Origin of the sequence: Gracilibacillus ureilyticus (assembly GCF_900111195.1) — a bacterium.
Taxonomy (GTDB): Bacteria; Bacillota; Bacilli; order Bacillales; family Amphibacillaceae; genus Gracilibacillus; species Gracilibacillus ureilyticus.
This window is the reverse complement of sequence record NZ_FOGL01000009.1, coordinates 14,846-41,257: the sequence shown is the minus strand read 5'-3', so window position 1 is coordinate 41,257 and position 26,412 is coordinate 14,846. Positions and strand designations below refer to the sequence as shown.

28 protein-coding genes, 1 other RNA gene and 1 other annotated feature are annotated in these 26,412 nt (G+C 40.2%); of the genes, 21 read left to right on the top strand and 8 right to left on the bottom strand.

The features are described from left to right. Window positions 1-24: 24 nt before the first annotated feature. Entirely contained in the window at window positions 25-900 is an 876-nt protein-coding gene (locus BMW36_RS09935; RefSeq protein ID WP_089740729.1) for an N-acetylmuramoyl-L-alanine amidase family protein, read from the bottom strand. 102 nt (window positions 901-1,002) lie between these two features. On the opposite strand from BMW36_RS09935, the gene BMW36_RS20350 reads away from it, so the two are divergent. The 4 genes from BMW36_RS20350 to ssrS all read left to right on the top strand — a co-directional run bounded on the left by BMW36_RS20350 (window position 1,003) and on the right by ssrS (window position 4,862). Continuing rightward, complete coding sequence (locus BMW36_RS20350) at window positions 1,003-1,176, top strand: hypothetical protein (protein ID WP_175480408.1); 174 nt, start codon at window positions 1,003-1,005, stop codon at window positions 1,174-1,176. 53 nt (window positions 1,177-1,229) lie between these two features. Then, window positions 1,230-1,451: a binding site (T-box leader), on the top strand. Between the two features lie 97 nt (window positions 1,452-1,548). Continuing rightward, the gene (gene hisS / locus BMW36_RS09930; RefSeq protein WP_089740728.1) at window positions 1,549-2,811 is read left to right on the top strand and encodes a histidine--tRNA ligase; all 1,263 of its coding nucleotides are present in this window, start codon (window positions 1,549-1,551) and stop codon (window positions 2,809-2,811) included. Between the two features lie 16 nt (window positions 2,812-2,827). Continuing rightward, the gene (gene aspS / locus BMW36_RS09925) at window positions 2,828-4,585 is read left to right on the top strand and encodes an aspartate--tRNA ligase (RefSeq protein ID WP_089740727.1); all 1,758 of its coding nucleotides are present in this window, start codon (window positions 2,828-2,830) and stop codon (window positions 4,583-4,585) included. Window positions 4,586-4,665: 80 nt separating this feature from the next. After that, window positions 4,666-4,862: non-coding RNA, 6S RNA (ssrS, locus tag BMW36_RS09920), on the top strand. A 149-nt stretch (window positions 4,863-5,011) separates the two neighbouring features. On the opposite strand, the gene BMW36_RS09915 is transcribed toward ssrS, so the two are convergent. Further along, window positions 5,012-5,710, bottom strand: coding sequence for an RsfA family transcriptional regulator (locus tag BMW36_RS09915; protein WP_089740726.1), 699 nt, complete (start codon window positions 5,708-5,710; stop codon window positions 5,012-5,014). A 110-nt stretch (window positions 5,711-5,820) separates the two neighbouring features. Beyond that, the gene (locus BMW36_RS09910; RefSeq protein ID WP_089740725.1) at window positions 5,821-7,086 is read right to left on the bottom strand and encodes a replication-associated recombination protein A; all 1,266 of its coding nucleotides are present in this window, start codon (window positions 7,084-7,086) and stop codon (window positions 5,821-5,823) included. Window positions 7,087-7,325: 239 nt separating this feature from the next. Between BMW36_RS09910 and cymR the strand changes: the two genes are divergently transcribed. The 15 genes from cymR (at window position 7,326) to greA (ending at window position 22,153) form a co-directional block, all read left to right on the top strand. Then, entirely contained in the window at window positions 7,326-7,745 is a 420-nt protein-coding gene (gene cymR / locus BMW36_RS09905; RefSeq protein WP_089740724.1) for a cysteine metabolism transcriptional regulator CymR, read from the top strand. Window positions 7,746-7,763: 18 nt separating this feature from the next. Next, window positions 7,764-8,906: a cysteine desulfurase family protein gene (locus BMW36_RS09900; protein ID WP_089740723.1), complete on the top strand. Its 1,143-nt coding sequence runs from the start codon at window positions 7,764-7,766 to the stop codon at window positions 8,904-8,906. A gap of 15 nt (window positions 8,907-8,921) precedes the next feature. Further along, a complete protein-coding gene (gene mnmA, locus BMW36_RS09895) occupies window positions 8,922-10,031 on the top strand; it encodes a tRNA 2-thiouridine(34) synthase MnmA (RefSeq protein ID WP_089740722.1) in 1,110 nt (369 codons plus the stop codon). A gap of 204 nt (window positions 10,032-10,235) precedes the next feature. Then, the gene (locus tag BMW36_RS09890) at window positions 10,236-10,901 is read left to right on the top strand and encodes a tetratricopeptide repeat protein (RefSeq protein ID WP_089740721.1); all 666 of its coding nucleotides are present in this window, start codon (window positions 10,236-10,238) and stop codon (window positions 10,899-10,901) included. A gap of 19 nt (window positions 10,902-10,920) precedes the next feature. After that, window positions 10,921-13,275: an SF1B family DNA helicase RecD2 gene (recD2, locus tag BMW36_RS09885; protein ID WP_089740720.1), complete on the top strand. Its 2,355-nt coding sequence runs from the start codon at window positions 10,921-10,923 to the stop codon at window positions 13,273-13,275. A gap of 173 nt (window positions 13,276-13,448) precedes the next feature. Beyond that, window positions 13,449-13,640, top strand: a complete 192-nt coding sequence (locus tag BMW36_RS09880; protein ID WP_175480407.1) for a hypothetical protein — start codon at window positions 13,449-13,451, stop codon at window positions 13,638-13,640. A 2-nt stretch (window positions 13,641-13,642) separates the two neighbouring features. After that, window positions 13,643-14,716, top strand: a complete 1,074-nt coding sequence (locus tag BMW36_RS09875) for an AI-2E family transporter (RefSeq protein WP_089740718.1) — start codon at window positions 13,643-13,645, stop codon at window positions 14,714-14,716. A gap of 297 nt (window positions 14,717-15,013) precedes the next feature. After that, the gene (gene alaS / locus BMW36_RS09870; RefSeq protein WP_089740717.1) at window positions 15,014-17,647 is read left to right on the top strand and encodes an alanine--tRNA ligase; all 2,634 of its coding nucleotides are present in this window, start codon (window positions 15,014-15,016) and stop codon (window positions 17,645-17,647) included. Window positions 17,648-17,760: 113 nt separating this feature from the next. Continuing rightward, window positions 17,761-18,030: an IreB family regulatory phosphoprotein gene (locus BMW36_RS09865; RefSeq protein WP_089740716.1), complete on the top strand. Its 270-nt coding sequence runs from the start codon at window positions 17,761-17,763 to the stop codon at window positions 18,028-18,030. Continuing rightward, complete coding sequence (ruvX, locus tag BMW36_RS09860; protein WP_089740715.1) at window positions 18,023-18,439, top strand: Holliday junction resolvase RuvX; 417 nt, start codon at window positions 18,023-18,025, stop codon at window positions 18,437-18,439. Before BMW36_RS09865 ends, ruvX begins: the two co-directional genes overlap by 8 nt. Window positions 18,440-18,457: 18 nt before the next feature. Continuing rightward, entirely contained in the window at window positions 18,458-18,745 is a 288-nt protein-coding gene (locus tag BMW36_RS09855; RefSeq protein WP_089740714.1) for a DUF1292 domain-containing protein, read from the top strand. A gap of 217 nt (window positions 18,746-18,962) precedes the next feature. Further along, entirely contained in the window at window positions 18,963-20,117 is a 1,155-nt protein-coding gene (gene mltG, locus BMW36_RS09850) for an endolytic transglycosylase MltG (protein WP_089740713.1), read from the top strand. Window positions 20,118-20,194: 77 nt separating this feature from the next. Continuing rightward, window positions 20,195-20,854 carry an O-methyltransferase gene (locus BMW36_RS09845; RefSeq protein ID WP_089740712.1) on the top strand — a complete coding sequence of 220 codons (660 nt, stop codon included), beginning with the start codon at window positions 20,195-20,197 and terminating at the stop codon, window positions 20,852-20,854. Window position 20,855: 1 nt separating this feature from the next. Then, window positions 20,856-21,497, top strand: coding sequence for a uridine kinase (gene udk, locus BMW36_RS09840; RefSeq protein ID WP_089740711.1), 642 nt, complete (start codon window positions 20,856-20,858; stop codon window positions 21,495-21,497). 179 nt (window positions 21,498-21,676) lie between these two features. Beyond that, window positions 21,677-22,153: a transcription elongation factor GreA gene (gene greA / locus BMW36_RS09835; RefSeq protein WP_089740710.1), complete on the top strand. Its 477-nt coding sequence runs from the start codon at window positions 21,677-21,679 to the stop codon at window positions 22,151-22,153. Window positions 22,154-22,216: 63 nt separating this feature from the next. Here the strand turns inward: greA and BMW36_RS09830 are convergent, their stop codons facing one another. Next, a complete protein-coding gene (locus tag BMW36_RS09830) occupies window positions 22,217-22,450 on the bottom strand; it encodes a KTSC domain-containing protein (RefSeq protein ID WP_089740709.1) in 234 nt (77 codons plus the stop codon). 185 nt (window positions 22,451-22,635) lie between these two features. Here BMW36_RS09830 and BMW36_RS09825 point away from each other — a divergent pair, with 185 nt between their 5' ends. Both BMW36_RS09825 and mtnN read left to right on the top strand, forming a co-directional pair. Beyond that, entirely contained in the window at window positions 22,636-23,376 is a 741-nt protein-coding gene (locus tag BMW36_RS09825; RefSeq protein WP_089740708.1) for a YrrS family protein, read from the top strand. Next, the gene (gene mtnN / locus BMW36_RS09820) at window positions 23,363-24,082 is read left to right on the top strand and encodes a 5'-methylthioadenosine/S-adenosylhomocysteine nucleosidase (protein ID WP_089740707.1); all 720 of its coding nucleotides are present in this window, start codon (window positions 23,363-23,365) and stop codon (window positions 24,080-24,082) included. Before BMW36_RS09825 ends, mtnN begins: the two co-directional genes overlap by 14 nt. Window positions 24,083-24,142: 60 nt before the next feature. On the opposite strand, the gene sigK is transcribed toward mtnN, so the two are convergent. From sigK to BMW36_RS09800, 4 genes are all read right to left on the bottom strand, one after another. Then, window positions 24,143-24,844 carry an RNA polymerase sporulation sigma factor SigK gene (sigK, locus tag BMW36_RS09815; RefSeq protein WP_089740706.1) on the bottom strand — a complete coding sequence of 234 codons (702 nt, stop codon included), beginning with the start codon at window positions 24,842-24,844 and terminating at the stop codon, window positions 24,143-24,145. Between the two features lie 455 nt (window positions 24,845-25,299). Next, window positions 25,300-25,671 (bottom strand): monovalent cation/H(+) antiporter subunit G, encoded by a 372-nt coding sequence (gene mnhG, locus BMW36_RS09810; RefSeq protein WP_089740705.1) that lies wholly within the window; start codon window positions 25,669-25,671, stop codon window positions 25,300-25,302. Continuing rightward, window positions 25,640-25,939, bottom strand: coding sequence for a Na(+)/H(+) antiporter subunit F1 (locus BMW36_RS09805; RefSeq protein ID WP_089740704.1), 300 nt, complete (start codon window positions 25,937-25,939; stop codon window positions 25,640-25,642). Before BMW36_RS09805 ends, mnhG begins: the two co-directional genes overlap by 32 nt. Then, window positions 25,936-26,412: a Na+/H+ antiporter subunit E gene (locus tag BMW36_RS09800; protein WP_089740703.1), complete on the bottom strand. Its 477-nt coding sequence runs from the start codon at window positions 26,410-26,412 to the stop codon at window positions 25,936-25,938. The genes BMW36_RS09805 and BMW36_RS09800 overlap by 4 nt, the downstream gene beginning before the upstream one ends.

Sequence of the window (26,412 nt, the reverse complement as noted above, 5' to 3'; positions counted from 1 at the left end):
TGGATGGTTCTTTATATATTGCTTCTATTGAAAGTATTGTGCCAGCCCTGTGACTATCCCTCTGCTCATAGCTTTCTGGAAAATCTCTGATTGGATATGTTCTTCTTCCTGCTCATTGGAGATAAAACCGAGTTCGAGTAATAAGCCGGGACGGTGGTTTGTGCGTAATACTTGTAAATCTGCCTGCATGACTCCTCTGTCTTCCATCTCCGTCTCTGTAATCATCGCCTGCTGAACGAGTTCTGCTAATTTTTGATCACGATCATTGTAATAAAAAGTCCCTGCACCGGATACGTCCGGATAATCAGGGGTGCTGTTATAATGGAGACTTAAAAAGACATCTGCATGCAGTGTGTTAGAATATGTACTGCGGCTCAGAAGTGATATGTACCTGTCATCTTCCCTTGTCAGTTTCACAATGGCACCATGTTCCTTTAATAAATCTGCTAAAATTTCGGCTGTCTTTAACGTATAGCTGCTTTCATATTTCTCCATTACACTAATTGCACCAACATCCCGTCCGCCATGCCCAGGATCTATTACAACAATTTTCCCTTCAAGGCCTTTTGGTTTTATATTTGCAACGGGAGATGGATCTACCTTAATTTCACGGGAACTTTTTTCATTTACCTCGGTCTTTTCCTTTATTGTTACATAATCTTTTGCTACCCAGCCAGTTTCCTGCTGATACTCAATCTTTACCCATCCTTCTGTTTCTTCCAAAACTGGATATACATCTGGTGGATGTACTTGTCCAATCACAGGGAAATCTGTCCCTGGTCCGTTACGTACATTTAAATTTTCTCCATCAATATATGCATCTTTTGCATAAATTATAAATGAAGAGGAAAAAATAAGCATCAAACCGAACAGAATCGCAATCCATCCTTTTTTACCCAAATAAAACGCTCCTTCCATTGCAAGTTATGCCTGATAAGGTTCACCTTATTATGTATCGTACCAAAATTAGTTAATTGTTGGAAGTGAAAGGGGATTCCAGAATTGAAGCTAAGTCAGAAACAGCAGAAGAATCTATTTTCAAGCGATATGAGTACACAGCCGTTGCATCATTTTCCTGAATTCAAACGAAGGGATTATCAGACAGAAATTGCTTCACAGTTTGGTATCACTTTACATTCCACACAAAAAGTCAGGAAAATGGAGAAACCAACTTGACAAAAGTATTTTAAAACGATTATGATATAAACAATTGTAGAAATTGATCGAATCAAAAGCTTATGAAGGAAAGAGTAATAGAGGAAAAGAAGCGGAGAGAGAGAATTCCCCAGGCTGAAAGAATTCTTGCTGACTGCCTTTATGAAAGACATTCCGGAAGTGTCATACTGAATGGAGTAGGTATGAACGTGCACAGGCGTTAACTGTTTGAGTGGAAGTATGTGTTTTTATGCTTCAACTAGGGTGGCAACACGGGTAAGACTCTCGTCCCTTTGATTAGGGATGGGAGTCTTTTTGTATGCTGTAATACCCTGACAGATATCTTTCTACTGTATGGAATAAAAGTTTTTGTTATAAAAAGGAGGAGATTTTGTGAAAGGACCTAGAGGAACACAGGATTTATTACCTGGCGTTACAGAAAAGTGGCAATATGTTGAAGAAAAATTAAAAGGCTTGAGCAAAAATTATAATTACCAGGAAATACGGACACCAATATTTGAACATACAGAACTCTTCCAGCGGGGTGTAGGAGATACCACAGATATTGTCCAGAAAGAAATGTACACTTTTACAGATAAAGGTGACCGCAGTATAACACTTAGACCGGAAGGGACAGCCTCTGTAGTACGTTCTTTTGTCCAGCATAAATTATTCGGATCCCCGAACCAGCCCGTAAAATTATTTTATATTGGACCAATGTTCCGATATGAAAGACCACAGCAAGGAAGAATGCGACAATTCGTTCAGTATGGTGTGGAAGCATTAGGAAGTGAAGACCCGGCAATTGATGCAGAAGTAATTGCCCTTGCGATGAGTGCATACAGGGAGCTTGGCCTGAAGTCATTGAAATTAGTTTTAAACAGTTTAGGTGATAATGAAAGTCGTAATAATCACCGGAAGGCACTGATTGATCACTTTTCTCCTGTAAAAGATGAGCTGTGCAGTGACTGTCAGACAAGGCTGGAAAAAAATCCGCTTCGCATCCTTGATTGTAAAAAGGACCGGGACCACGAAGCAATGGCGACAGCACCATCCATTTTGGAATTTTTAAATGATTATTCCAGAGATTATTTCGATCAGGTGAAAGCATATTTAGATGCAATGGAGATTCCTTATGTGATTGATAAAAATCTTGTGCGCGGACTGGATTATTACAATCACACAGCATTTGAAATTATGAGTGATGCGGCAGGATTTGGAGCAATTACGACTCTTTCTGGTGGAGGAAGATACAATGGATTAGTCCAGGAGCTTGGAGGCCCGGAAACGCCGGGTATCGGATTTGCCTTAAGTATTGAACGTCTGCTAATGGCACTGGATGCGGAAAATATAGAGCTGCCGATTGATCAAAGTCTTGACTGTTATGTGATTGCTTTTGGTGATGAAACAAAAGTAAAAGCAGCGTCCATTTTGCAGAAATTGCGGGAAGCCGGTGTGCAGGCAGATAAAGATTATCAGGATAAAAAAATGAAAGCACAGTTTAGAGCTGCAGACAGATTAAAAGCCCGTTTCGTTCTCGTTTTAGGGGAAGAGGAGCTTGAAAATAATATCATCGCAGTAAAAAACATGGAAACAGGCGATCAGGAAAATATCGGATTAAATGAATTAATTTCATATATCAAAGGAATTATTTAAGGAGGAACATGTAACAATGTCAAAACGTACATTAGCAGGATCACTAAGAAAAGAACATATTAATGAAGAAGTAGTATTAAAAGGGTGGGTACAAAAACGCCGGGATCTTGGTGAAATTATTTTCATCGATTTTCGTGATCGTTCAGGTATTGTCCAGGTTGTCTTTAATGCAGAAATCTCCAAAGATGCACTCGATATTGCTGACAGTGTAAGAAGTGAGTATGTTCTTGAAGTAACAGGAAAAGTAGTTGAGCGTGATGCGGAAACAGTAAACCCGAAAATCGATACAGGCGACATTGAAGTATTCGCGGACAGCATTCGTGTATTAAATGAATCAAAAAATCCGCCATTCTCTTTAACAGATGATGTGGACGTATCAGAAGATGTTCGATTAAAATACCGTTACCTGGATTTACGCCGTGATGTAATGCAGGAAACATTCAAATTACGTCATCAGGTAACACAATCGATTCGCCAGTTTTTAAATGAAGAAGCATTTCTTGAAATGGAAACACCAATGCTGACGAAAAGTACACCGGAGGGAGCACGTGATTATTTAGTGCCAAGCCGTGTGCATGAAGGGTATTTCTATGCATTGCCACAATCACCGCAGCTGTTTAAACAGTTATTAATGGTAGCAGGTTTTGAAAAATATTATCAGTTTGCCCGCTGTTTCCGTGATGAGGATTTGCGTGCAGATCGCCAGCCGGAATTTACCCAGATTGATATCGAAACATCTTTCCTATCCATGGATGAAATTATCGAAATGACAGAACGAATGATGGTGAAAGTGATGAAAGAAGTAAAAGGGCTGGATATCCCTGCACCATTCAAGCGTATGCCTTATGATGAAGCAATGGAGCGTTTTGGTTCAGATAAACCGGATGTACGCTTTGACATGGAGCTGGTAACATTATCTGAAGTTGTGAAAGATTCCGGCTTTAAAGTGTTCCGTCAGGCTGTAGAAGATGGCGGTAAAGTCAGCGGATTGAATTTAAAAGGAAAAGCAGATCAGTATTCAAGAAAAGATTTGGATAATATGACAGATTTCGCGAAAATCTATGGAGCGAAAGGTCTTGCATGGCTGAAAGTAGAAGAGGATGCGTTAGTTGGTCCAATTGCTAAGTTCTTCTCAGAAGAAGAGCAGGCGCAATTCCGTTCATTGCTTGATGCCAATGCTGGCGACTTATTGTTCTTCGTTGCAGATAAGGGTCAGGTTGTTTATGACACATTAGGTGCACTGAGGTTAAAGCTCGCCAAAGATCATGAGTTAATTGATGACAGTAAATTTGAATTCCTGTGGATTACAGACTGGCCATTACTGGAGTATGATGAGGATGCTGGCCGTTATCATGCAGCACACCATCCATTCACGATGCCGTTTGAATCAGACATCGAGAAACTTGATTCCAACCCTGCTGACGTTCGGGCACAGGCATATGATTTAGTGTTAAATGGTTATGAATTGGGCGGGGGATCACTTCGTATTTACCAGAGAGAAATGCAAAACCAGATGTTTGAAAAACTTGGATTCACAAAAGAAGAAGCAGAAGAGCAGTTTGGCTTCCTGCTGGATGCACTGGAATATGGTGCACCGCCACATGGAGGAATTGCATTAGGGTTTGACCGGATGATTATGCTGCTTGCAGGACGTACGAATTTACGTGATACTATTCTGTTCCCGAAAACCGCTTCTGCTTCAGATCCAATGACAGAAGCACCAAGTGCAGTTGACCCGAAACAATTAAACGAATTACATTTAAAATTGAAATAATTAGATGATAATTTGTAAAGTAATTGTAAACTAGTATGCTTGAATTAACCGAAGTAGTATGCTATGATTATAACAAGTTAACAATCCTGATGTGTACGTCGGACAAATGGCGTTTTGACCGAACACCATTAACTACGGGAGCCTGATGTTCTTATATCTAGTGCATGCCACATTACTTACGTAATAAGAGTGGAAGCATGAACTGTAAGACAGGGCACCCACCTGCCGAGAGCGGGTTCAAAACTTCATCAACTGCGACGGCACGATTGGGATTGCCGATTTTAAACAAACAAAGTACATCTATTTAGTAGATGTACTTTTTCATTATATTATATTGCATGTTGTGAGTAAATATTACTTCTCAACAAAACCAGTTGCGCTAACTTTCACTTTTTTTTACATACTTTCTGCCTTATACATTAATGTCTATTTAGCAACTTGTTCGAGATTCCCGTTTTTATCCATACGGAATTTAGGGACAGGGCGGGGCTGTTCCTCATCAAATACGACCATTTTTCTAGCACGTTCCACTATCTGCATAAAAGCTTGATAGTCTTCATTCATTGTCATCAGTTCTCTTTCTAACTCTTTTACTCTCTTTTCTTTCATTTCTAATTGGTTTTGCAGCTGTTCTTTTTCCTGAATCAGGCGTTCCATATTAGATTGAGAGTATTTTAATTGCTGTTGTTCTTTCTTCAGAGTTTGTAAATAGCGGATAACCTGTCCGAGGTCCATTGGATTATTTTCCACTTCCTGGACGGCTTTTGTCTGGCTAGATTCCCAGTTCCACAAAAGATGACTATCTTTATTTGTAATATCAATATCATCTGTCTCTTCCTCTGGAAGATGCAGATTCATATTCGTATTCGTGCTTCTTTCCTGATTAACTAAAGCTCTTTTTCTATCTTTGCGCTGCTTTTTCGCAATTTGAACGGCTTGTTCATAACTTTGTCTTACTTCCGCATTCCATCTGAAGCCACATGCAGCGGATGTACGGTTTAGTTTATCTCCAACCTCATCAAATGCTTTTAATTGGGTGCTGCCTTCACGGATATGACGCAGCACTGTTTCTGCTAATAATAAATCATCTTCATGTGACCATGCGTCCTGGCGTACTTTGGCCATAAATTCCACTCCTAACTTGTCTCATATATTAAAAGATTTCTCAATAGATTCATAATCGGTCCTCACATGAGCTTATCTATTATTCTGACCAGAAAGGAGTGTTTTAAACATTATTTTTTTAAATTATGGTAAATTTGTTTTAAATTTTTCTCGAACTTTCCTGTGTCTTTCGGGTGGTAATACTGCTTATGTTTAATTTTATCCGGTAAATACTGCTGCTTTACCCATCCGGCATCATAGGCATGTGGATATTTATAGTCAACACCGCGTCCTAAAGCCTGGGCACCTTTGTAATGAGCATCCTTTAGATGGGACGGTATCTCGCCTGTATCTCCTTTGCGGATGTCCGCTAGTGCTGCATCAAGTGCAGTATAGGCACTATTCGACTTAGGTGACAGGCATAATTCAATAATCGCAACAGACAGGGGGATCCTTGCCTCAGGGAAACCGACACGCTCTGCTGATTCTATGGCGGCAAGCGTGTGCGGTCCTGCCTGGGGATTTGCTAGACCAATATCTTCATAGGCGCAGACAAGCATCCGTCTTGCAATACTATCTAAATCACCCGCCTCTATTAAGCGGCCTAAATAATGAAGTGCTGCATCGGTGTCACTTCCGCGGATCGATTTTTGAAATGCCGAAAGTACATCATAATGAGCATCTCCTCCCTTGTCATGGGAAAAACTTTTCTTTTGCATGGAGGCTTCCGCTGTTTCCAGATCGATGACAATTTTCCCGTCCGAATCCCTCGGGGTGGAATATGCCGCAAGCTCGAGACCATTAAGAGCTGCCCGTAAGTCTCCATTAGCAGCATTGGCGAAATGTTCGATTGCTTCTGATTCGAGTTCAATTGATAACTCCCCAAGCCCGTTCACCTTATCGTTAACCGCTCGCTGAACCGCTTTTTTTACATCTTCCTGTTCCAGGCGGTGCAGTTCGAAAATATGTGTTCTGCTGCGAATCGCAGGGTTAATCGAATGATAGGGATTACTTGTGGTACAGCCGATCAGTGTAATTAAATTGGATTCGACATGTGGCAGTAAGAAATCCTGCTTGGCCTTGTCCAGACGGTGAACTTCATCAAGTATGACAACAAGCTGTCCACTCATCTTTGCTTCTTCGACCGCTATTTCCATATCCTTTTTCTTATGTATGGCAGCATTTAACAACTTATAACGAATGTTCATACTGTTCGCAATTCCGATTGCCATTGAAGTTTTTCCTGTCCCAGGAGGGCCGTATAATACCATGGAATGGAGCCTGCCTGCATCAACCATTCTGCGGATCATTTTTCCTTCACCAACTAAATGGGTCTGTCCGATTACTTCATCAATATTTTTTGGCCTCATGCGAAATGCTAAAGGTTGTGTTGACATCCAATCATCCTTTCTTCTTGATTACATAATTCTTTGCTGTGAAAAACAGTAAACTTGACATATTTGTCTCAATTTTTTAGACTAATTATTTTGTAAGGTTTTAAAAAATCCGTTAATAGAATGGAAAAAACAAAATCGTCATTCAGCAACAATTATACCATTCATGCTATAATAGCAACTAATGACACATATGAAAACTAATTGAAATAGATAGGATAAATAAAAAATGAGGTGCAAATATGAAGATATCAACGAAAGGAAGATATGGACTGACTATTATGATCGAATTGGCGAAAAATAATGGAAATGGTCCGATGTCCCTTAAAACAATTGCAAAAGAAAATGGGTTATCTGAGCATTATCTGGAACAGCTTGTTGCACCACTTCGAAATGCTAGCCTTGTGAAAAGCATCAGGGGTGCATATGGCGGCTATGTTTTAGCAAAAGAGCCTCAGGAAATTACGGCAGGGGATATTATCAGAATCCTGGAAGGTCCGATTACTCCTGTAGAGGGAATTGAGGATGAAGAGCCTGCAAAACAGGAGTTGTGGATTCGAATCAGAGATGCAGTAAAAGATGTACTGGACACAACGACATTGGAAGATTTATCGACATATGGTGAAAAAGGAACCCAGGATCCGTATATGTTCTACATTTAAGAAGAAGGACTGACTAAAATGAAAGCAATCTATTTAGATCATGCTGCGACAACGCCAATCCATCCGGAAGTATTGCAAGTGATGGTGGAGACAATGGAAGAGAATTTCGGTAATCCGTCAAGTGTCCATTCATTTGGGAGAAAAGCGAGACAAATTCTGGATCGGGCAAGAATAACAGCAGCGAAGTCAATTAATGCAAGTGAGAAAGACATTATTTTCACAAGTGGCGGAACAGAAGCAGATAACCTCGCAATAATTGGTGTAGCTGAAGCGAATAAAAATATGGGAAAACATATTATAACAACGAAGATCGAACACCATGCGACACTTCATGCGGCCCGTTTTTTAGAGAAACAGGGGTATGAGGTAACCTATCTCGATGTACTGGAAAACGGGACAATTGATATGGAACAGTTAAAAAAGTCATTGAGTGAGGAAACGATACTGGTATCTGTCATGATGGTGAACAATGAGACTGGTGTCATTCAGCCGGTTCAGGAAATCGGGGAGCTCTTGAAAGAACATCAGGCATATTTCCATACAGATGCTGTTCAGGCATACGGTCTTTTGCCAATTGATGTAACGGCACTTGGTGTGGATTTACTGACAGTGTCTTCCCATAAGATTAACGGTCCTAAAGGTTCCGGATTCCTTTATGTACATCCGGATACGAAAATATTTGCACAGCAATACGGTGGGGAACAGGAACGCAAAAGAAGACCAGGTACAGAGAATGTAGCAGGTGTGGCTGGTTTTCAGAAGGCGATAGAAATATCCGTCAAAGAGCGTGAAGAACGAGTGAACAAGTATCAAAAATACCGTACATTATTTTTGGAAAAACTAAAGCAGTCAGCTGTTGATTTTTCTATTAATGGAAATGAAAGTGAACGTGTTCCGAACGTTGTCAATATCAGTTTTCCCGGAGCGAATGTGGAGCAGCTGTTAACGAATTTTGATTTGAGCGGAATTGCGGCCTCAAGCGGAAGTGCGTGTACTGCAGGGTCTGTGGAGCCGTCACATGTCCTTGCAGCAATGTTTTCAGAGAATAGTCCATGTACGACCAATTCGATCCGTTTCAGCTTCGGTCTTGCCAATAATGAAGAAAATGTGATAGAAGCAGCAGAGAAGGTCGGTCAGATTGTCGGGCGATTAACAAAATAAAAGGTGGTGAAGATCATGAAAAAACCGGAAGATACAAGAGTAGTTGTTGGAATGAGCGGAGGAGTGGATTCTTCTGTTACTGCACTTCTGCTGAAAGAACAAGGTTATGATGTTGTAGGTATTTTTATGAAAAACTGGGATGATACAGATGAAACAGGTTTCTGTACAGCGACAGAAGATTTTGATGATGTTGTAAGAGTTTGTAATCAATTAGATATCCCTTATTATGCGGTGAACTTTGAGAAGCAGTACTGGGATAAAGTGTTCACATATTTCCTTGATGAATATAAAGCCGGACGGACGCCGAACCCTGATGTGATGTGCAACAAGGAAATTAAGTTTAAAGCATTTCTGGAGCATGCATTATCACTTGGAGCTGATTATGTAGCAACAGGACATTATGCACAAATCAGACGCGATGGTGACCGTGTCGAGATGCTGAGAGGTGTTGACGAGAATAAAGACCAGACATATTTTCTGAATCAGCTATCTGAAGACGTCCTGCGCAAAGTGATGTTCCCGTTAGGTCATCTGCCGAAATCAGAGGTCCGCAGAATTGCGAAAGAGCATGACCTCGCGACAGCGACTAAAAAGGACAGTACAGGAATTTGCTTTATTGGTGAAAGAAACTTTAAAGAATTTTTAAGTGAATACCTTCCTGCACAGCCAGGTAAAATGATGACATTGAATGGTGAAGTAAAAGGCGAGCATGACGGATTGATGTATTATACGATCGGCCAGAGACAAGGGCTTGGAATCGGCGGCTCAGGCGGACCGTGGTTCGTTGTTGGAAAAGATCTGGAACGTAATATTCTGTATGTTGGTGAAGAATATGAAAATGAAGCATTATATTCTGACGGCTTGACAGCTGTTGATATTAACTGGATCAATGAAACCCCTGCAGAACCGTTTCATTGTACAGCAAAATTCCGTTACCGCCAGACTGATACAGGTGTAACGGTCTATCCGAATCCGGATGGTACAGCGAAAGTAGTATTTGATGACAGCGAACGTGCTATCACTCCAGGACAGGCAGTCGTTTTTTATCAGGAAGAAGTTTGTCTCGGTGGCGGGACAATCGATGAAGTGATTAAAAACGATCAGGCGCTGGACTATGTTGGGTAAGATGAGAAATCTTGCTTTCCCGAAAGACGAATTATACTGTTTACTCAGTGGGCTTTGACAGACTGTGATAAACGAACCGAATCCGGACTATTTCAAAAGTGAATGGTTCGGATTTTCTTTGACTTTACCTTATGAAGTATATGAATTTTTTCTTAATTTTTTCGTGAAGTTCAAGTAGAATAGAATTATGGAGGTTTTACGATAATGACAGAAATGGATAAAGGCATTCAATTAATGCAAGAAGGAAAATTAGAAGAAGCAGCGAAATATTTTACAGAGGCAATTGATCAACATCCGGGTGAACCGGTACATTATATTAATTTCGGTAACCTGCTTTTACATATGAAGGACTATGAGCGGGCGGAACGGTTTTATCGGAAAGCAACAGAGCTTGATGAAAAAGCAGCTACCGCTTTTTACGGTTTAGGAAATGTATTTTTTGAACAGGATGATTTCATACAGGCGAGGGATCAATACCAGAAAGCACTCTCATTGGGCCTGGAAGAAGCCGATGTTTACTTTATGTTAGGGATGGCTTGTTTGTATGATGAAAAATTTAAGTTCGCTCTGCCTTATTTACAGCGGGCGGCAGAAATGGAGCCGGACGATGCGGATGTGGTATTCCAGTATGGACTTGCATTGGCACAGACGGAACAGCTGGCAGAGGCGAAAGACATTTTTCAGCAAGTATTGGAATTAGAAGAGGAACATAGTGATGCACACTATAATTTAGGTGTGATCAGTCTGTATCAGGATAATGTCGATCAGGCTCTTGCACATTTCAATCAGGCATTGGCGATTCAGCCTGATCATTTACTGGCAGGAAACGGCAAGACACAAATTGAAAAAATGTTAGAGGAAAATGAGTAAGTAAAGGGGATCTTTAGCAATGGAGACAGAACAAATCGTTGAACAGAAAAATTTCATAAAAGGGGAAATGATTCATACGATTTTTGAAAATAAGAACGAACATTTCTCCATTGCTAAAATTAAAGTAATTGAGACGAATCAGAACGTGGACGAACAGGAGATCGTCGTAAAAGGGTATTTCCGCAGGCTTGATCCCGGAGAAACTTATGAGTTTTACGGGAGAATGGTGGAGCACAAACGATTTGGAAGACAATTTCAGGTAGACAGTTACCAGCGCTTTCTGCCAGAGTCCAAAGAAGGAATCATTGCCTATCTGTCGAGCGATCTCTTCCCGGGTATTGGTAAGAAAACAGCGGAGCGGATTGTGACAACCCTTGGTGAAACGGCTTTGTCCCAAATATTAAATGACAAAAAAGTGCTTGCACAGGTGAAGGGACTGCCTGATGAAAAGCAGGAGAAAATCTATCAGATATTACAGGAAAATCAAGGTTTCGAGCATATTGTGATTGAACTTTCAAAATATGGATTCGGGCTGAAGATGGCTCAGAAAATGTACAGTGCGTACAGGGAAGAGACATTGGATCACTTAATGAACAACCCTTATTTGTTTGTTTTTAAAGTGGACGGTTTCGGCTTTCTGCGGGCAGATCAGATTGCCAGACAAAACGGCATAACTGTGGACCATCCACAAAGACTGCAGGCAGCCTGTGTTTTTGTGCTGCAAAACAGTCTCCAGGACGGCCATGTTTATCTGCCGCTTGATTATATGCTTCAAAAGATGGATGAGCTTTTAGAAGGTGTCGCAAACGAGATTTCTCCAGATAAAATGACAGAACAGATAGTAGAATTGAACAAAGAGAAAGAAATCATTGTCACAGACGGAAAAGCCTATTTACCATCCCTTTATTACTCAGAAACAGGCTTTTGTGCTCAGATAAAGCGAATTGCGGATAAAAAGCTGGAAAAAACTTTTACTGATGCAGAATTGCTTAAGATTGTAGGCAAAATTGAAGAAGATGAAGTGATCAGTTATGGCAAAGAGCAATATGAGGCAATTGAAACAGCCTTATCAGAAAAACTGATGATTTTAACAGGAGGACCGGGAACGGGGAAGACGACTGTTATTAAAGGGATTATTAATGCCTATGCACAGATTCATGATGTGTCACTGGACAAGACAGATTATGAGGATGAATCGGAATATCCGTTTGTCTTAACAGCACCAACCGGAAGAGCGGCAAAGCGGATGAAAGAATCTACCGGAATTGAAAGTATGACAATCCACCGGTTATTAGGATGGGATGGCCATGAAACTTTTGATAAAGATGAAGATAATCAGCTTTCAGGTAAAATTCTCGTCATTGATGAATTTTCGATGGTCGATACATGGCTCGCATATCAGCTTTTCCGTGCCATTCCGAGCGACATGCAGGTACTAATTGTCGGAGATGAGGATCAGCTTCCATCTGTCGGTCCAGGACAGGTATTATCAGATTTGCTTGCAAGTAAAGTGATACCATCCATTCAACTGAAAGAAGTGTACAGGCAAAAAGAGGGCTCAAAAATCATTCAGCTTGCACATGAGATTAAAAATGGGCAAGTAGAGGAGAAAAATCTCGTAAAAGCCAATGATTTTAATTTTTTCCCATGCTCTGATTACCAGGTAGTTGATATTGTGAAACAAATTGTGAAGAAGGCATATGAGAAAGGTGTCGATCCGAAGCAGGTTCAGGTGCTGGCACCAATGTACCGCTCGAAAGCTGGTATCCATAAGTTAAATGAAGAACTTCAGGCCATTTTGAACCCGAAAACAAGCGGTGCCCGTGAAATGCGTTTCGGTGATACGGTTTACCGCAAAGGGGACAAAGTCATTCAGCTTGTAAACCAGGCAGAGGATGGCGTGTTTAATGGTGATATCGGGGAAGTTGTCGCCATTTTTGAAAAGGATGAAGGGGAAGAACAGGAAGAACAGCTGGTAGTCGCTTATGATGAGCGGGAAGTGGCATATGGCAAAGCAGATCTGATCAATCTCATGCATGCTTATTGTACATCGATTCATAAATCTCAGGGAAGTGAATTTCAAATTGTGATTATGCCGGTTATTCACGGATATAACCGGATGCTGAGAAAAAATCTGATCTATACAGGGATCACCCGTGCGAAACAATCCTTAATTATCTGTGGAGATAAAGATGCGTTTATGCGTGGCGTGAAAACGGAAGATACGAATAAACGGTTCACCTCTTTAGTAACATATCTGGAAGAACTGTTTGGCATGGAAAAAGAAGCGCAGCATGAATTGACAGCAGATGAAAAACTGTTAGCAGTAAAAATCGAACAGGAAACTTTTTCACCCTATGATTTTATGGAATAGCGGGCAATACTGACGGGGAGGAAAAGGCATTCTCTAGAAATGAACGAGTTTGGATTTGGGTATATGTGAAAGGAAAAATCTTAATATGCGGGAAAATTAATTATACACTTACGTATAATTACTGCGCTGTTGGAAATAATTACGGATAAAACGCTAAAGTGAGGGAACATCTTGTGATTTGTCCAAATTGCCGCAGTAAGGATATTGGGATAATCGGCTCCAATCAGTATTATTGCTGGAATTGTTATATAGAACTGTCCATCCAGAATAATGTCCTTCATTTGCATGAAGTAGAACTGGATGGGTCATTAAGCTCATTAAATGATTTATTTCCAGAAGAAGAAAGAAAGCTGGAAAGGTATTAATAATGGCAGACCAAACCAAAAAGATTCGGATCACGCTACAGTTGATTATTCTCTGTTTGACTGTCTTATTTCTCTATTTAATGATTATATTGTTTCCATTTTATCAACATATATTAATCATTATTTTTCAAATCGCACTGCCGTTTTTAATCGCGGGGCTAATAGCTTATTTACTGCATCCTGTTGTTGAGTGGCTGCATCAGCAGAAAATACCTCGTCCTGTCGCCATATTAGCGATATTTTTGCTTTTTTTCGTTCTGGCTGGTTTAGCTGTATATTATTCGCTGCCAATGATGATCAAGCAGATTCAGGAGTTTCAGACAAACATACCGAACCTTGTGAACGCCTACCGTTTATTTATTTATGACCTATATGACCAGACGTCATTTCTGCCGGAAGGGTTTCATGACCGTTTGGACGCTTTTTTGACGGAAATGGAAGCAAACCTTGCCGACAGGATCACATTGCTGATGAAAAACATCAATGTGCTTTTTGATATGTTTATTATGATCGCAGTTATTCCGATATTAACATTTTACTTTTTAAAAGATTACCAGAAATTACAGCAAAGTGTGCTCTGTATCATTCCGTCAAAATATCAGGCTTTTACTATTCATTTGGCTGATAAGATGGAGGACAGCTTAGGTCAGTATATTCGCGGACAAATTCTGGTCTGTTTTCTTGTCGGCCTGTTAAGTTTCTTCCTGCTGAAATGGATCGGGATGAAATATGCTTTGTTACTCGCATCCATTATCGGGATTACCAATTTCATTCCATACTTTGGACCGATTATTGGAGCAATTCCTGCACTGCTGATTGCATTTACCGTATCCCCGAATATGGTCTGGTATGTGCTAATCGTTGTAATGGCAGTTCAATTAGCGGAAGGGAACTTACTGTCACCATTTATTGTCGGAAAAAGTATGCACATACACCCTGTTTACTTAATCTTGACATTGTTCATTGCAGCGAAAATTGCCGGAGTGATTGGAATGATTCTGGCGATTCCTCTGCTTGCAGTTGGCAGGGTCGCCGTTCCGCTAGTGTTCAGACAAATAAAAGAAATTGACAGATAGGCAAAAATTCTCTATAATATGCTAGCGAAGTCATATATTAAAAACGTAGAAGAACACGAGTAGATGGCTACCGTTTCAAGAGAAGGATTTCCTTAGGCTGGAAGAAATCCTAAATGCAATGGCCATTGAAGCTAGTTTGAAGTGCAGTTAATACCTGCCGTTTCCTGTCCACGTTACGGACATTAAGTTGATAGCATGTTAATGCTATAATTAGGGTGGTACCGCGGAATTCAAACTCTCGTCCCTGCATATGCAGAGATGGGAGTTTTTTTAATAAATTTTACTGGAGGGTATGTTATGAAAAATCTTACATCAGCGCAAGTGCGTCAAATGTTTCTTGATTTCTTCAAAGAAAAAGGTCATGCAGTGGAGCCAAGTGCTTCTTTAGTACCAAATGAGGATCCGACTCTTTTATGGATCAACAGTGGTGTTGCTACATTGAAAAAGTATTTTGATGGAAGGGTAATACCGGAAAATCCGCGTATAACCAATGCACAAAAATCAATCCGGACGAATGACATTACGAACGTTGGATATACAGCACGACACCATACTTTTTTTGAGATGCTTGGTAATTTCTCCATTGGTGATTATTTCAAAGAAGAAGCAATTGATTTTGCATGGGAGTTCTTAACTGGAGACAAGTGGATCGGCTTTGACCAGGAGAAATTATCTGTAACGGTTCACCCCGAAGATGAAGAAGCATATAAATTGTGGAGTGAAAAAATCGGATTGCCGGAAGAGCGGATTATCCGGATTGAAGAAAACTTCTGGGATATCGGTGAGGGACCGAGCGGGCCGAATACAGAAATTTTTTATGATCGCGGGGAAAGCTATGGAAATGATCCGGAAGACCCGGAATTGTATCCTGGCGGTGAAAATGAACGTTACTTAGAAATCTGGAACTTAGTATTCTCCCAATTTAACCATAATCCTGATGATACGTACACACCGCTTCCGAAGAAAAACATTGATACAGGAATGGGCCTTGAACGTCTTGTAAGTGTGATTCAGGGAACGAGAACCAATTTTGAAACAGACTTATTTCTACCGATTATTGAAGAAACAGAAAAAATCGCCAATGCAAAATACAGCAATGCAGAAGAAACAGATGTTTCTTTCAAAGTGATTGCAGACCATATCCGGACAGTAACCTTTGCTGTAAGTGACGGTGCTTTACCTTCAAATGAGGGACGAGGTTATGTTTTACGCCGCTTGTTACGCCGTGCGGTAAGATATGCAAAACAGATCGGAATCGAGAAACCGTTCATGTTCAACCTTGTACCAACCGTTGCATCTATCATGGAGGCTTTTTATCCGGAAGTGAAGCAAAAGCAGGATTTCATCCAGAATGTCATCAAAACAGAAGAAGAAAGATTCCATGAAACATTGCAGGAAGGTTTACAGATCCTGAACGCGGTTATAGAAAAAGAAAAAGCAAATGGCAGTACTGTTTTTCCTGGGGAAGAAGTATTCCGTTTGTATGATACGTACGGGTTCCCTAAAGAGTTAACCGAAGAGTACGTGGCAGAAGCAGGGTTTACGATCGATGAAGCTGGATTTGAAACAGAAATGGAGAAACAGCGCGACCGTGCCCGAAATGCACGCCAGAAAGTGGATTCCATGCAGATTCAGGATGGAGTACTTGGGAGTATTACAACGGAAAGCCAATTTGTTGGATATGACCAATTATCAGCATCAACGAATATTGCTGCAATGGTTGTCGAGAAAGCAGAAGCAGATAAGGTGACAGCTGGCCAGGAGGCATATGTAATCCTGAAGGAAACACCTTTTTATGCAGAAAGTGGCGGTCAAATTGCTGATAAAGGTTTGATTCAATCTGAAAATGGACAAGCTGAAGTAATAGATGTTCAAAAAGCTCCAAATGGGCAAAACCTGCATAAAGTTACAGTGAAACAAGGAACATTGACAAAAGGTGATAGAGTAACAGCAGAAGTTGACCAGACATCACGTCAGTTTATTGTGAAAAACCATACAGCAACACATTTACTGCATCAGGCATTGAAAGATGTGCTTGGAACACATGTAAACCAGGCAGGTTCGATGGTTGCGGCGGAAAGACTCCGTTTTGACTTCTCGCATTTCGGTTCAATAACCGAAGAAGAAATCGAAAAAATCGAACAGATTGTTAATGAAAAAATCTGGGCATCCATTCCTGTTGATATTAGTAATAAGAAGCTGGCAGAGGCAAAAGAAATGGGGGCAATGGCACTTTTCGGTGAAAAATACGGCGATGTTGTCCGGGTTGTTCAAATTGGTGATTACAGTCTGGAGCTTTGCGGCGGGTGCCATGTCCGTAATTCTGCAGAAATTGGATTATTTAAAATCGTCTCAGAGTCGGGAATTGGGGCAGGGACAAGAAGGATTGAAGCAGTAACAGCCAAAGGTGCCTACCAGTATGTGAATGGCAAGCATAACCAGCTGAAAACTGCCGCGCATTCATTAAAAACAAAAGAAGACCAGGTCAATGACCGTATTGCCTCACTATTTAAAGAAATGAAAGAGCAACAGCGAGAAATGGATTCATTAAGAAGTAAAATCTCTCAGCTGGAAGCATCTTCTATCATGGATGACGTGAAAGAAATTAATGGCATTCACGTTCTGGCAAAACAGGTGGATGTTTCGGATATGAACCAGTTACGCCAGATGGTTGATGATATGAAACAAAAACTGGGTACTGCCATCATCTTATTAGCTGCTGTTCAGAATGGAAAAGTTCAGTTAGCTTCAGGTGTAACGAAGGATTTAGTGAATGAATATCATGCTGGGAATTTAATTAAGGAAACTGCCAAAATTTGCGGTGGTGGCGGTGGCGGCCGTCCTGACATGGCGCAAGCTGGCGGAAAAGATCCAAGTAAGTTACAAGAAGCATTAGACTTTGTAGAAAAATATGCTCAAAAACAAGGTTAACTTTGGTAATTTGCCAGGATAAGCTGTATAATGGTTAGACAAAGTAATCTTGGCAATTTAAGACAGCAGATTTCTGCAATGTCATGCTATAGCAATTTAATGGGGGTGCTTCCATGGATGGAATGGATAAAACAATGAAGTTTAATTTTGCTGATGAACCCGCTGAAAAGGATGTAAGTGAAGTTCTTTTAATTGTACACGAAGCACTGGAAGAAAAAGGCTATCATCCGATCAATCAGATTGTCGGCTATTTGTTATCAGGTGATCCAGCATATATTCCCCGTCATAAGGATGCACGTAATTTAATAAGGAGAATAGAGCGTGATGAAATTATTGAAGAATTAGTTCGATATTACATCCGTATGAATAAAGATAATGAATAAAGTATTGGGACTTGATGTCGGCTCGAAAACGATTGGTGTAGCAGTAAGTGACGGTCTTGGCTGGACAGCACAGGGTGTCACGACACTGCACTGGGTCGAGCCGGACTATGAATCAGTTAGGGAAGAGCTCCAGCAATTGATTGATGAATACGATGTAAATAAGATCGTCATCGGCTTGCCTAAAAATATGAATGGTACCATTGGTCCGCGCGGAGAGGCCTCACAGCAATTTGCCGCATTTATCGAGGAATCATTCCAAATAGAGGTGGTACTGTGGGATGAACGCTTAACGACAATGGCAGCAGAAAAAGTTTTGCTGGAAGCAGATATGAGCCGGAAAAAACGGAAAAAAGTTATTGATAAAATGGCTGCTGTAATGATATTACAAGGATATTTGGATAGTATATAACTTAAGGAGGTTTTTACCGTGGCATTAGAAGAAAAAGAGCGTATCATTATCCCTGATGAAAATGGGGAAGAACATTTATTTGAAGTATTATTCACATTTGATGTGGACGAAACAGAACAATCTTATGTAGCGGTTGTACCTGCTGAGCAGAAAGATGATGAGGAAGTGGAAGTATTTGCTTTCCGCTATGAAGAAAAGGATAATGACGACGACCTTGCGCTATATCAGATTGAATCTGAAGAAGAATGGGAAATGGTCGAAGAAGTGTTAAACACAATCGCCGACAATGACGACCTTGCAGAATAAGGGTTGGGACATATCCAGCTAAAATAGTAAAAGAATGGTTCCGGGAATTTGCCTGGAGCCATTTTTGTTGTGTACTGCCATCGTGCACCCACTTTTCAAAATCGTAAAAAATCTATGAAATATTACAATTAAAAGACAATAATGGCGAATCTTCCTTCCTATGTTTCCCTCTATCGAAATTTATAGTATAATAAATCGGGTGAAAGGGGGATACCTGATGAGTAAGGGTACCGACGATTCAAACAAAAAAGAGAAAAAGAGACCGACATATAAAGAGATCGCACAGGAACGCGGTAGAGAGGCGAGTATTGCGAGAAAGATATTTTTCTTTATTTTTATCGTATTAATTGCATTGATCATCATTGGTGGATATTCTGGGTATAAATATGTATCGAATGGCCTGTCACCAGTAGACCCGGACAGTGAGGAAACTGTCGAGGTTAATGTACCGCTAGGATCCAGCACTTCAGACATTGCAGCAATTTTAGAAGAGGAAGGTCTCATTAATAATAGTTTAATTTACAGATTTTATGTGAAATTTAATAATGCGGCTGATTTTCAGGCAGGTGATTACACACTGTCACCATCCATGTCTTTAGCTGAAATAACGGCAGAACTGGAAACAGGAGCTGTTTATGAAGAAGCTGTTTTACGGGTTACTGTACCGGAAGGTCGAAATATAGAAGAAATTGCAGATATTTATGAAGAAAATGCGGGTGTGGACCGTGAAGAATTTTTGGCAAAAATGAATGACGATGCATACATTGAAGAATTAATGGAAAGATATCCAAACATATTAACTGAGGAAATTTTAGCCGAAGATATCAGATATCCACTAGAAGGCTATCTTTTCCCTGCAACGTATGAATTCTATGAAGAAAATCCTAGTGTTGATACGATCGTGACAAATATGTTGAACAAATCAAGGGATATTCTGTTCATCTATCTTGATCAGATAGAGGCACAGGATCAGTTTACTATACATGATATCGTAACATTTGCATCCCTCGTAGAAGAGGAAGCACCGTCTATCGAGGACCGGAAACGTATTTCTGGTGTATTCTATAACCGGATGGACCAAGGAATGATGCTTCAGACAGATCCGACTGTTATTTATGCCCATGGGGAGCATATATCTCGTTTAACTTATGCTGACTATGAAATAGAGTCACCATATAACACATATCATGTGATGGGGCTTCCTGTAGGACCTATTGCCAACTTTGGGGAAAGTTCACTACAGGCAGTACTGGAACCGGAACAATCAAATTATTTATATTTCCTTGCAGATGCAGAGGGAAATGTTCACTATTCCAGCACGTATGAAGAACATCAGGCTTACGAGCAGCAGTATATTCACTCACAGGAATAATCATAAGGAGCAGGTGCATTACAGATGCCCTGCTTTTCCCATGTAACAAATCATATAAGCGAAAAGAGGGGCATTCATTGATAGATCCGAGTATTTTATCATATTTAGAGAAACTTCACCAGGCTGATGAAAAATGGATAAAAGAACTAGAAGAAGAAGCAAGGCAACATCATGTTCCAATCATGGACAAGGTAGGGATATCCTTCCTTCTGCAGCTGATCAGGATGAAACAGCCGGGCAAAATTCTTGAAATAGGGGCGGCTATCGGTTATTCTTCCTTAAGAATGGCCAATGCATATAATCAAACAAAGATTGTCACAATAGAACGTGATCAGGAAATGTATGAACGGGCAAGTTATCATGTAGCGAAACACGACAAAGCTAACCAAATCGAGATTTTATTCGGTGATGCTCTGGAACTGGAAGACCAGGTACAGCAAAGAGCCCCATATGATTTGATCTTTATTGATGCAGCAAAAGGACAGTACCAGAAATTCTTTACAATGTATGAGAAAATGCTCAGTCCCGGTGGTGTCATCATTACAGATAATGTGCTATTCCGCGGTCTTGTAGCAGGCCATTTGGAAACAACGAAACGAATAGAAAAATTAGCAGAAAAAATTGACCGGTACAACCAATGGTTAATGGATCACAGCAATTATCATACAACGATTATTCCTGTTGGTGATGGGGTAGCTGTAAGTGTACCGAAAGAACATGAAGAGGTGTCATCATAGCATGAATAAGCAGAAACCAGTCATCATAGGAGTTGCAGGCGGATCAGGTTCAGGGAAAACTTCAGTAACGAGACAGATACAGAATCGGTTTGAAGATCAGTCGGTTCTCGTCATTGAACAGGATTTTTACTATAAAGACCAGTCAGATATCCCAATGGAAGAAAGACTGAAAACGAATTATGATCACCCGTTGGCTTTTGATAATGACCTGTTAGTCAAACATATTGAAACACTGTCAGCACACGAGCCTGTCGACAAACCTGTCTATGACTATACTTTACATACAAGATCTGATGAAGTGATACCAATAGAGCCGAAAGATGTCATTATCATTGAAGGAATATTAATCCTCGATGATCCGAGGCTGACTGAGCTAATGGATATAAAAGTCTTCGTAGATACCGATGCCGATCTCCGCATTATCCGGAGATTATTACGAGATATCAAAGAAAGAGGCAGGTCCATTGACTCTGTTATTAATCAGTATATTCAAACAGTGAGACCTGCCCATTTACAATTTATCGAACCTTCCAAGCGATATGCCGATATTATTATTCCGGAAGGCGGACAGAATACGGTTGCAATCGATCTGCTGGCAACCAAAATTGAAAAAATTCTTCATGAAGGCAATGGTACGGACTAAACTGTAAAATAGGATGGAAACGGATAGAAAACTATTGAAAAAAACGAAAAAATCTGCCATAGTAATGGTTAGTAAAATATTTTCAGCAATAATATTGGGATATTTATTAGATTGATTCATAAAATGAAACAAAACATGGCAATCAATCGGTATAATGTATATTGGAGGAGTGTAGGATAATGCCAGAAGAAAAAAGTTACTATATGACACTTGAAGGTAAAGAAAAATTGGAACAGGAATTACAATATTTAAAAACGGAAAGAAGACAGGAAGTCGTAGAACGTATTAAAATCGCGAGAGGCTTTGGTGATTTATCAGAGAACTCGGAATATGATGCGGCGAAAGATGAACAGGCATTTGTGGAATCAAGAATTGCCCAGATTGAAAACATGATTCGTAATGCGGTAATTATTGAAAACGATACAGAAAATCCTGATATGGTTGCATTAGGGAAAACGATCACATTCCAGGAATTGCCTGATGGAGAAGAAGAGAGTTATACAATCGTAGGTAGTGCGGAAGCGGATCCTTTTGAAGGGAAAATATCAAATGATTCACCGATCGCGAAAAGCCTGCTTGGACACTCTGTTGGTGAGGAATTAACCGTTCCGACTCCTGCTGGCGATATGGAAGTAAAAATATTAAAAGTAGAATAATGGAAAAAAGGATGTCTATCAGCATAGGCATCCTTTTTCAGTAACCTTATGTATCAATGGCTCCTATGCATTGATTTTTTCACATAGATGATTTGGTTTCAATCTTTCGTCTATAAATTTTTCTTTTTGTTTTTCTAAAATGAGAGCAAAGAGAATGTCCTCAGTAATGGAGTGAAATTGTAATGTAATCCCATCGAAACAATGAATATAAAGTAATAAGTTCTCTTTGTCATAGCTAATGGATTCAAAGGAGTTTAATTGCCACAAATTACGATTAAAAGTAGTGGTTCTCAACAATATTCACTCTCCTAACTAAATAATAGAAAAATCTACTGGTTATATTCCATATATATGTTCAAAATCCTGCCAATATGACAAAAAAAGAAAAAAATCGTAATAGAAATTTAATATTTTTTTCTCAGCACATTTTTGCTAAGCTGTCAGTTTATTTAGTATAATTATATTTCAGGAGGGTGAGGACAATGGCAGATGACTATGGAAAAAAAAGCAGATCGAACCGTTTTAGTAAAAAGAGAAAAAATACAAAAGCATTAACCATACTATATATCGCAGGAATAGTGCTCTTAGTTGTTCTAATTGCGATCATATTTTTTGGTGGTAATGATGAAGAAACACCAGAAACGAATGGCGATATGGACATGAACGAGGAAACTGATACAAATGATCAAAATGAGCAGGAAAGCCAGGTAATCTTTGAAGATGAACCTGATGAGGAAGAAAGTGCAGAAGATGAAGCATCCGTCGAAAGAGAGGGTTCTGAGACAGATGAAACGATTGAAAACGATGGACCGCAAATAGAAGAAGCTGAGGAAGAAGAGGCAGAAGCTGAGGAAGAAGAATCAGAAAATAATTCAAATGTCGAGACTTATGAGGTGGAACCGGCCGACGATAATGTCCGTAAAGCGTATGAAGGTAACTGGGAGCCTGTCGGTACAGAACAGGAAGGACCGCACACACCTGAATATGATAATGGTTCTGTGGATAGACAGGAGATGGCAAAAGCGGTAGAGGTGGCAACAGGCATACCTGCTGAGAACCAGATTACGTGGTGGGCCGGAAGAGGTGGAGACCAGAAAGTTGAGCTTACTGTCTCTCCGGAAACAAATGAACAGGAAACATACCGGGTACATCTCGTTTGGGTGGATGGTCAAGGTTGGCAGCCGACCTTAGTAGAAGAACTGATTGAGAATGACAAAAAATAAGGAGGATGTTACATTGATCGGAATAATTGGAGCAATGGATGAAGAAGTAGAATTACTAAAAAGTAAGATGAATATTAAGGAACATACGGTCATTGCGAAAAGTGACTTTTTCAGAGGGGAACTGGAAGGGCAAGAGGTTGTTCTTCTCAAATCAGGTATTGGTAAAGTAAATGCCGCACTCTCCACAACGGTTCTTTTTGAAAAATTCCAGCCTGAATATGTGATTAATACCGGTTCAGCTGGCGGGTTTCACAAGGATTTGGAAGTTGGCGATATTGTCGTCTCATCAGAGGTTGTTCACCATGATGTAGATGTGACAGCATTTGATTATGATTATGGCCAGGTACCTGGACTGCCGGCAACTTTCCAGGCAGATCCTGTGCTGATCGAAAAAGCGATGAGTGCAGCCAAGCATTTAACAGATGTACAGGCAATGAAGGGACTCATTTCAACAGGAGATACCTTTATGCAGGATGAATCTAAAATTGCCTTTGTACGTGAAAAATTCCCCAACTTAATTGCAGCGGAAATGGAAGCAGCCGCAATTGCCCAGGTATGTTACCAGTATGAAACTCCGTTTGTTGTGATACGTGCACTATCCGACATCGCAGGAAAAGAATCTTCCGTATCATTTGATGCATTTTTAACAAAAGCAGCAGAGAATGCCGCCAATTTGATTATGAATGTTGTAAAGCATTCCAACTAAGTGAAAAGCAGCCAGGTCAGAGGGACCGGCTGCTTTTTTTGATGAACCGCAGCATGCTGATTAATTCTTCAGTTCATTGCGGTAATATTCATGAAAAACTTTCATTAAGGCACGTTTTTCGATTCGTGAAACGTAACTTCGGGAAATGTTCAGCTTTTTGGCAATTTCCCGTTGTGTTAACTCATCTTTGTTCCCAAGGCCAAACCTGGCAATAATCACTTCTTTTTCCCGATTATCTAATACACGTAAGTATTTTTGGATTTTCTCCAGTTCCATATGAAGCTGAATGGCTTCTGTAATGTCATCATTTTCTGCTTCCAATATGTCGATTAAACTAATCTCATTTCCTTCCTTATCCTGCCCGATTGGGTCCTGTAGTGATACATCCTTTTTTGTTTTCTTTGTTGCGCGTAAATGCATCAGAATTTCGTTTTCAATACATCTGGCAGCATATGTTGCCAGCTTTGTCCCTTTATCACTGGAATAGCTCTCAATCCCTTTAATTAAGCCGATTGTTCCAATAGATATTAGATCTTCTACATCTTCCCCTGTATTTTCGAATTTCTTCACAATATGTGCGACAAGGCGAAGGTTGTGCTCTATTAGTTTGTTTCTGGCAAATTCATCTCCGTTATTCATTTGTTTAATCATTTTTGCTTCTTCATCTGGTGGAAGGGGCTGGGGGAAGGTATTATTTTTTACATAGGCAACAAAAAATAAAGCTTCTTTCATCATTGCGATGAGACTAAGCAGGATTGACAATCTCACACCTCCTAACTCGAGTAGGTATTCGCCCATATTTCATCATATGACGATAATTTGTCCATTGTGTCAGAAATATTGAAAAAGAGATTGTCCGATGTAAAAGTAAGAGAGTGGTGGTCTGGGATGTTCAGGACGAAATCTAAGGAGTGGGTGGTTGAGATTTGGTTGTGATTCTGTGATCAGGACGAAATCTATGGAGTAGGTGGTTGAGATTTGGTTGTGATTCTACGATCAGGACGAAATCTAGGGAGTGAGTGTTCGAGATTTGGTTGTGATTCTGTGATCAGGACGAAATCTTAAGAGTGAGTGGCTGAGATTTGGTTGTGATCCGTCGATCAGGACGAAATCTTAGGAGTCGGTGCATGAGTTTTGGTTGTGATACAGCACGCAGGATTGATATCTACCTCCTTACAAGATAAAAACCTCCACCAATCATGGCGAAGGTTTTTCATTTAAGAGCTTTTATTTTTTGCTTTAGCATATTCATCACGGAGCTCACCAGTTTTAGACCATGGTTCTACGCCAGATGTATGGGCAGCACGGCCAATCATATGGGCAGAAACAGGTGCTGTCAATAATACGAAGATAATTCCAAGTATCAGCTTACCGCTGATGATCCCATGTTCCACATATAAAAAGATAAAGGCACCGATTAGGATCCCCGAGATCCCCAAGGTTGCTGCTTTTGTGGAAGCATGTAACCTCGTATAAATATCAGGAAACCGGATTACACCTATCGTTGCAGATATGATGAAAAATGTCCCAATGATAAGCAGCAAAATAACGATAATGTCAAATATCATTTCTATTGCGGTTCCTGTCAATGATAACACCCTTTTCTATATATTTTGCTAATGCAATGGTCCCGATAAATAATAAAATTCCGATAAGTAGGATCACATCATTTAAGCGGGTAGTTGTTATGATTACAGCACCGAGACCTGCCATCCCCATCAGGTTAATACCAATGGCATCAAGTGCAACGGCACGGTCCGGATTGCTCGGACCTTTTACGACACGGTAAAGCAGCATAGTGATAGATATCGTAATTACAGCCATGCAAATGCTTGCGACGATCGTAATGAGATTCATCTCGTCACCTCCATAATTGCCTTTTCGAATGAATCCTTAATCGCATGAATGGCTTCTTCTTTATCATCAATATCCATTGCATGTATATAAATTACTTCATTATCATCCGAAATGGCGACAGAAAGTGTCCCAGGTGTTAACGAGATAAGGGATGTTAGCATCGTAATTTCCCAATTGCTTCTTAGTTCTGTTGGCATCGCAAAGATTCCCGGATTGTAATCACGTCCCCGTCTGTATACCCATTTTACGATCTCAATATTGGAAAGAAGCAGTTCCTTCATAAAAAGGAAAACAAGCTTCAGTACTTTCCAGACCCTGTATAAATAAAAAGCGTCCGGGATAAAACGTCGCAGAAGAAACAGTAACAATGCACCAATGATAAATCCTGTTAAAAAAGAAGGGAAGTGGTAGCTTTCACTTAAAAACATCCACATCAATGCAATAATTAAGTTTAATATAATCTGAAGCGGCAT

Coding starts and splice junctions, on each gene's coding strand:
- aspS (WP_089740727.1), top strand. CDS start 2,828: ATGTCAAAACGTACATTAGCAGGATCACTAAGAAAAGAACATATTAAT.
- BMW36_RS09915 (WP_089740726.1), bottom strand. CDS start 5,710: ATGGCCAAAGTACGCCAGGACGCATGGTCACATGAAGATGATTTATTA.
- BMW36_RS09910 (WP_089740725.1), bottom strand. CDS start 7,086: ATGTCAACACAACCTTTAGCATTTCGCATGAGGCCAAAAAATATTGAT.
- cymR (WP_089740724.1), top strand. CDS start 7,326: ATGAAGATATCAACGAAAGGAAGATATGGACTGACTATTATGATCGAA.
- BMW36_RS09900 (WP_089740723.1), top strand. CDS start 7,764: ATGAAAGCAATCTATTTAGATCATGCTGCGACAACGCCAATCCATCCG.
- mnmA (WP_089740722.1), top strand. CDS start 8,922: ATGAAAAAACCGGAAGATACAAGAGTAGTTGTTGGAATGAGCGGAGGA.
- BMW36_RS09890 (WP_089740721.1), top strand. CDS start 10,236: ATGACAGAAATGGATAAAGGCATTCAATTAATGCAAGAAGGAAAATTA.
- recD2 (WP_089740720.1), top strand. CDS start 10,921: ATGGAGACAGAACAAATCGTTGAACAGAAAAATTTCATAAAAGGGGAA.
- BMW36_RS09875 (WP_089740718.1), top strand. CDS start 13,643: ATGGCAGACCAAACCAAAAAGATTCGGATCACGCTACAGTTGATTATT.
- alaS (WP_089740717.1), top strand. CDS start 15,014: ATGAAAAATCTTACATCAGCGCAAGTGCGTCAAATGTTTCTTGATTTC.
- BMW36_RS09865 (WP_089740716.1), top strand. CDS start 17,761: ATGGATGGAATGGATAAAACAATGAAGTTTAATTTTGCTGATGAACCC.
- ruvX (WP_089740715.1), top strand. CDS start 18,023: ATGAATAAAGTATTGGGACTTGATGTCGGCTCGAAAACGATTGGTGTA.
- mltG (WP_089740713.1), top strand. CDS start 18,963: ATGAGTAAGGGTACCGACGATTCAAACAAAAAAGAGAAAAAGAGACCG.
- udk (WP_089740711.1), top strand. CDS start 20,856: ATGAATAAGCAGAAACCAGTCATCATAGGAGTTGCAGGCGGATCAGGT.
- greA (WP_089740710.1), top strand. CDS start 21,677: ATGCCAGAAGAAAAAAGTTACTATATGACACTTGAAGGTAAAGAAAAA.
- BMW36_RS09825 (WP_089740708.1), top strand. CDS start 22,636: ATGGCAGATGACTATGGAAAAAAAAGCAGATCGAACCGTTTTAGTAAA.
- mtnN (WP_089740707.1), top strand. CDS start 23,363: ATGACAAAAAATAAGGAGGATGTTACATTGATCGGAATAATTGGAGCA.
- BMW36_RS09805 (WP_089740704.1), bottom strand. CDS start 25,939: ATGAATCTCATTACGATCGTCGCAAGCATTTGCATGGCTGTAATTACG.
- BMW36_RS09800 (WP_089740703.1), bottom strand. CDS start 26,412: ATGCCGCTTCAGATTATATTAAACTTAATTATTGCATTGATGTGGATG.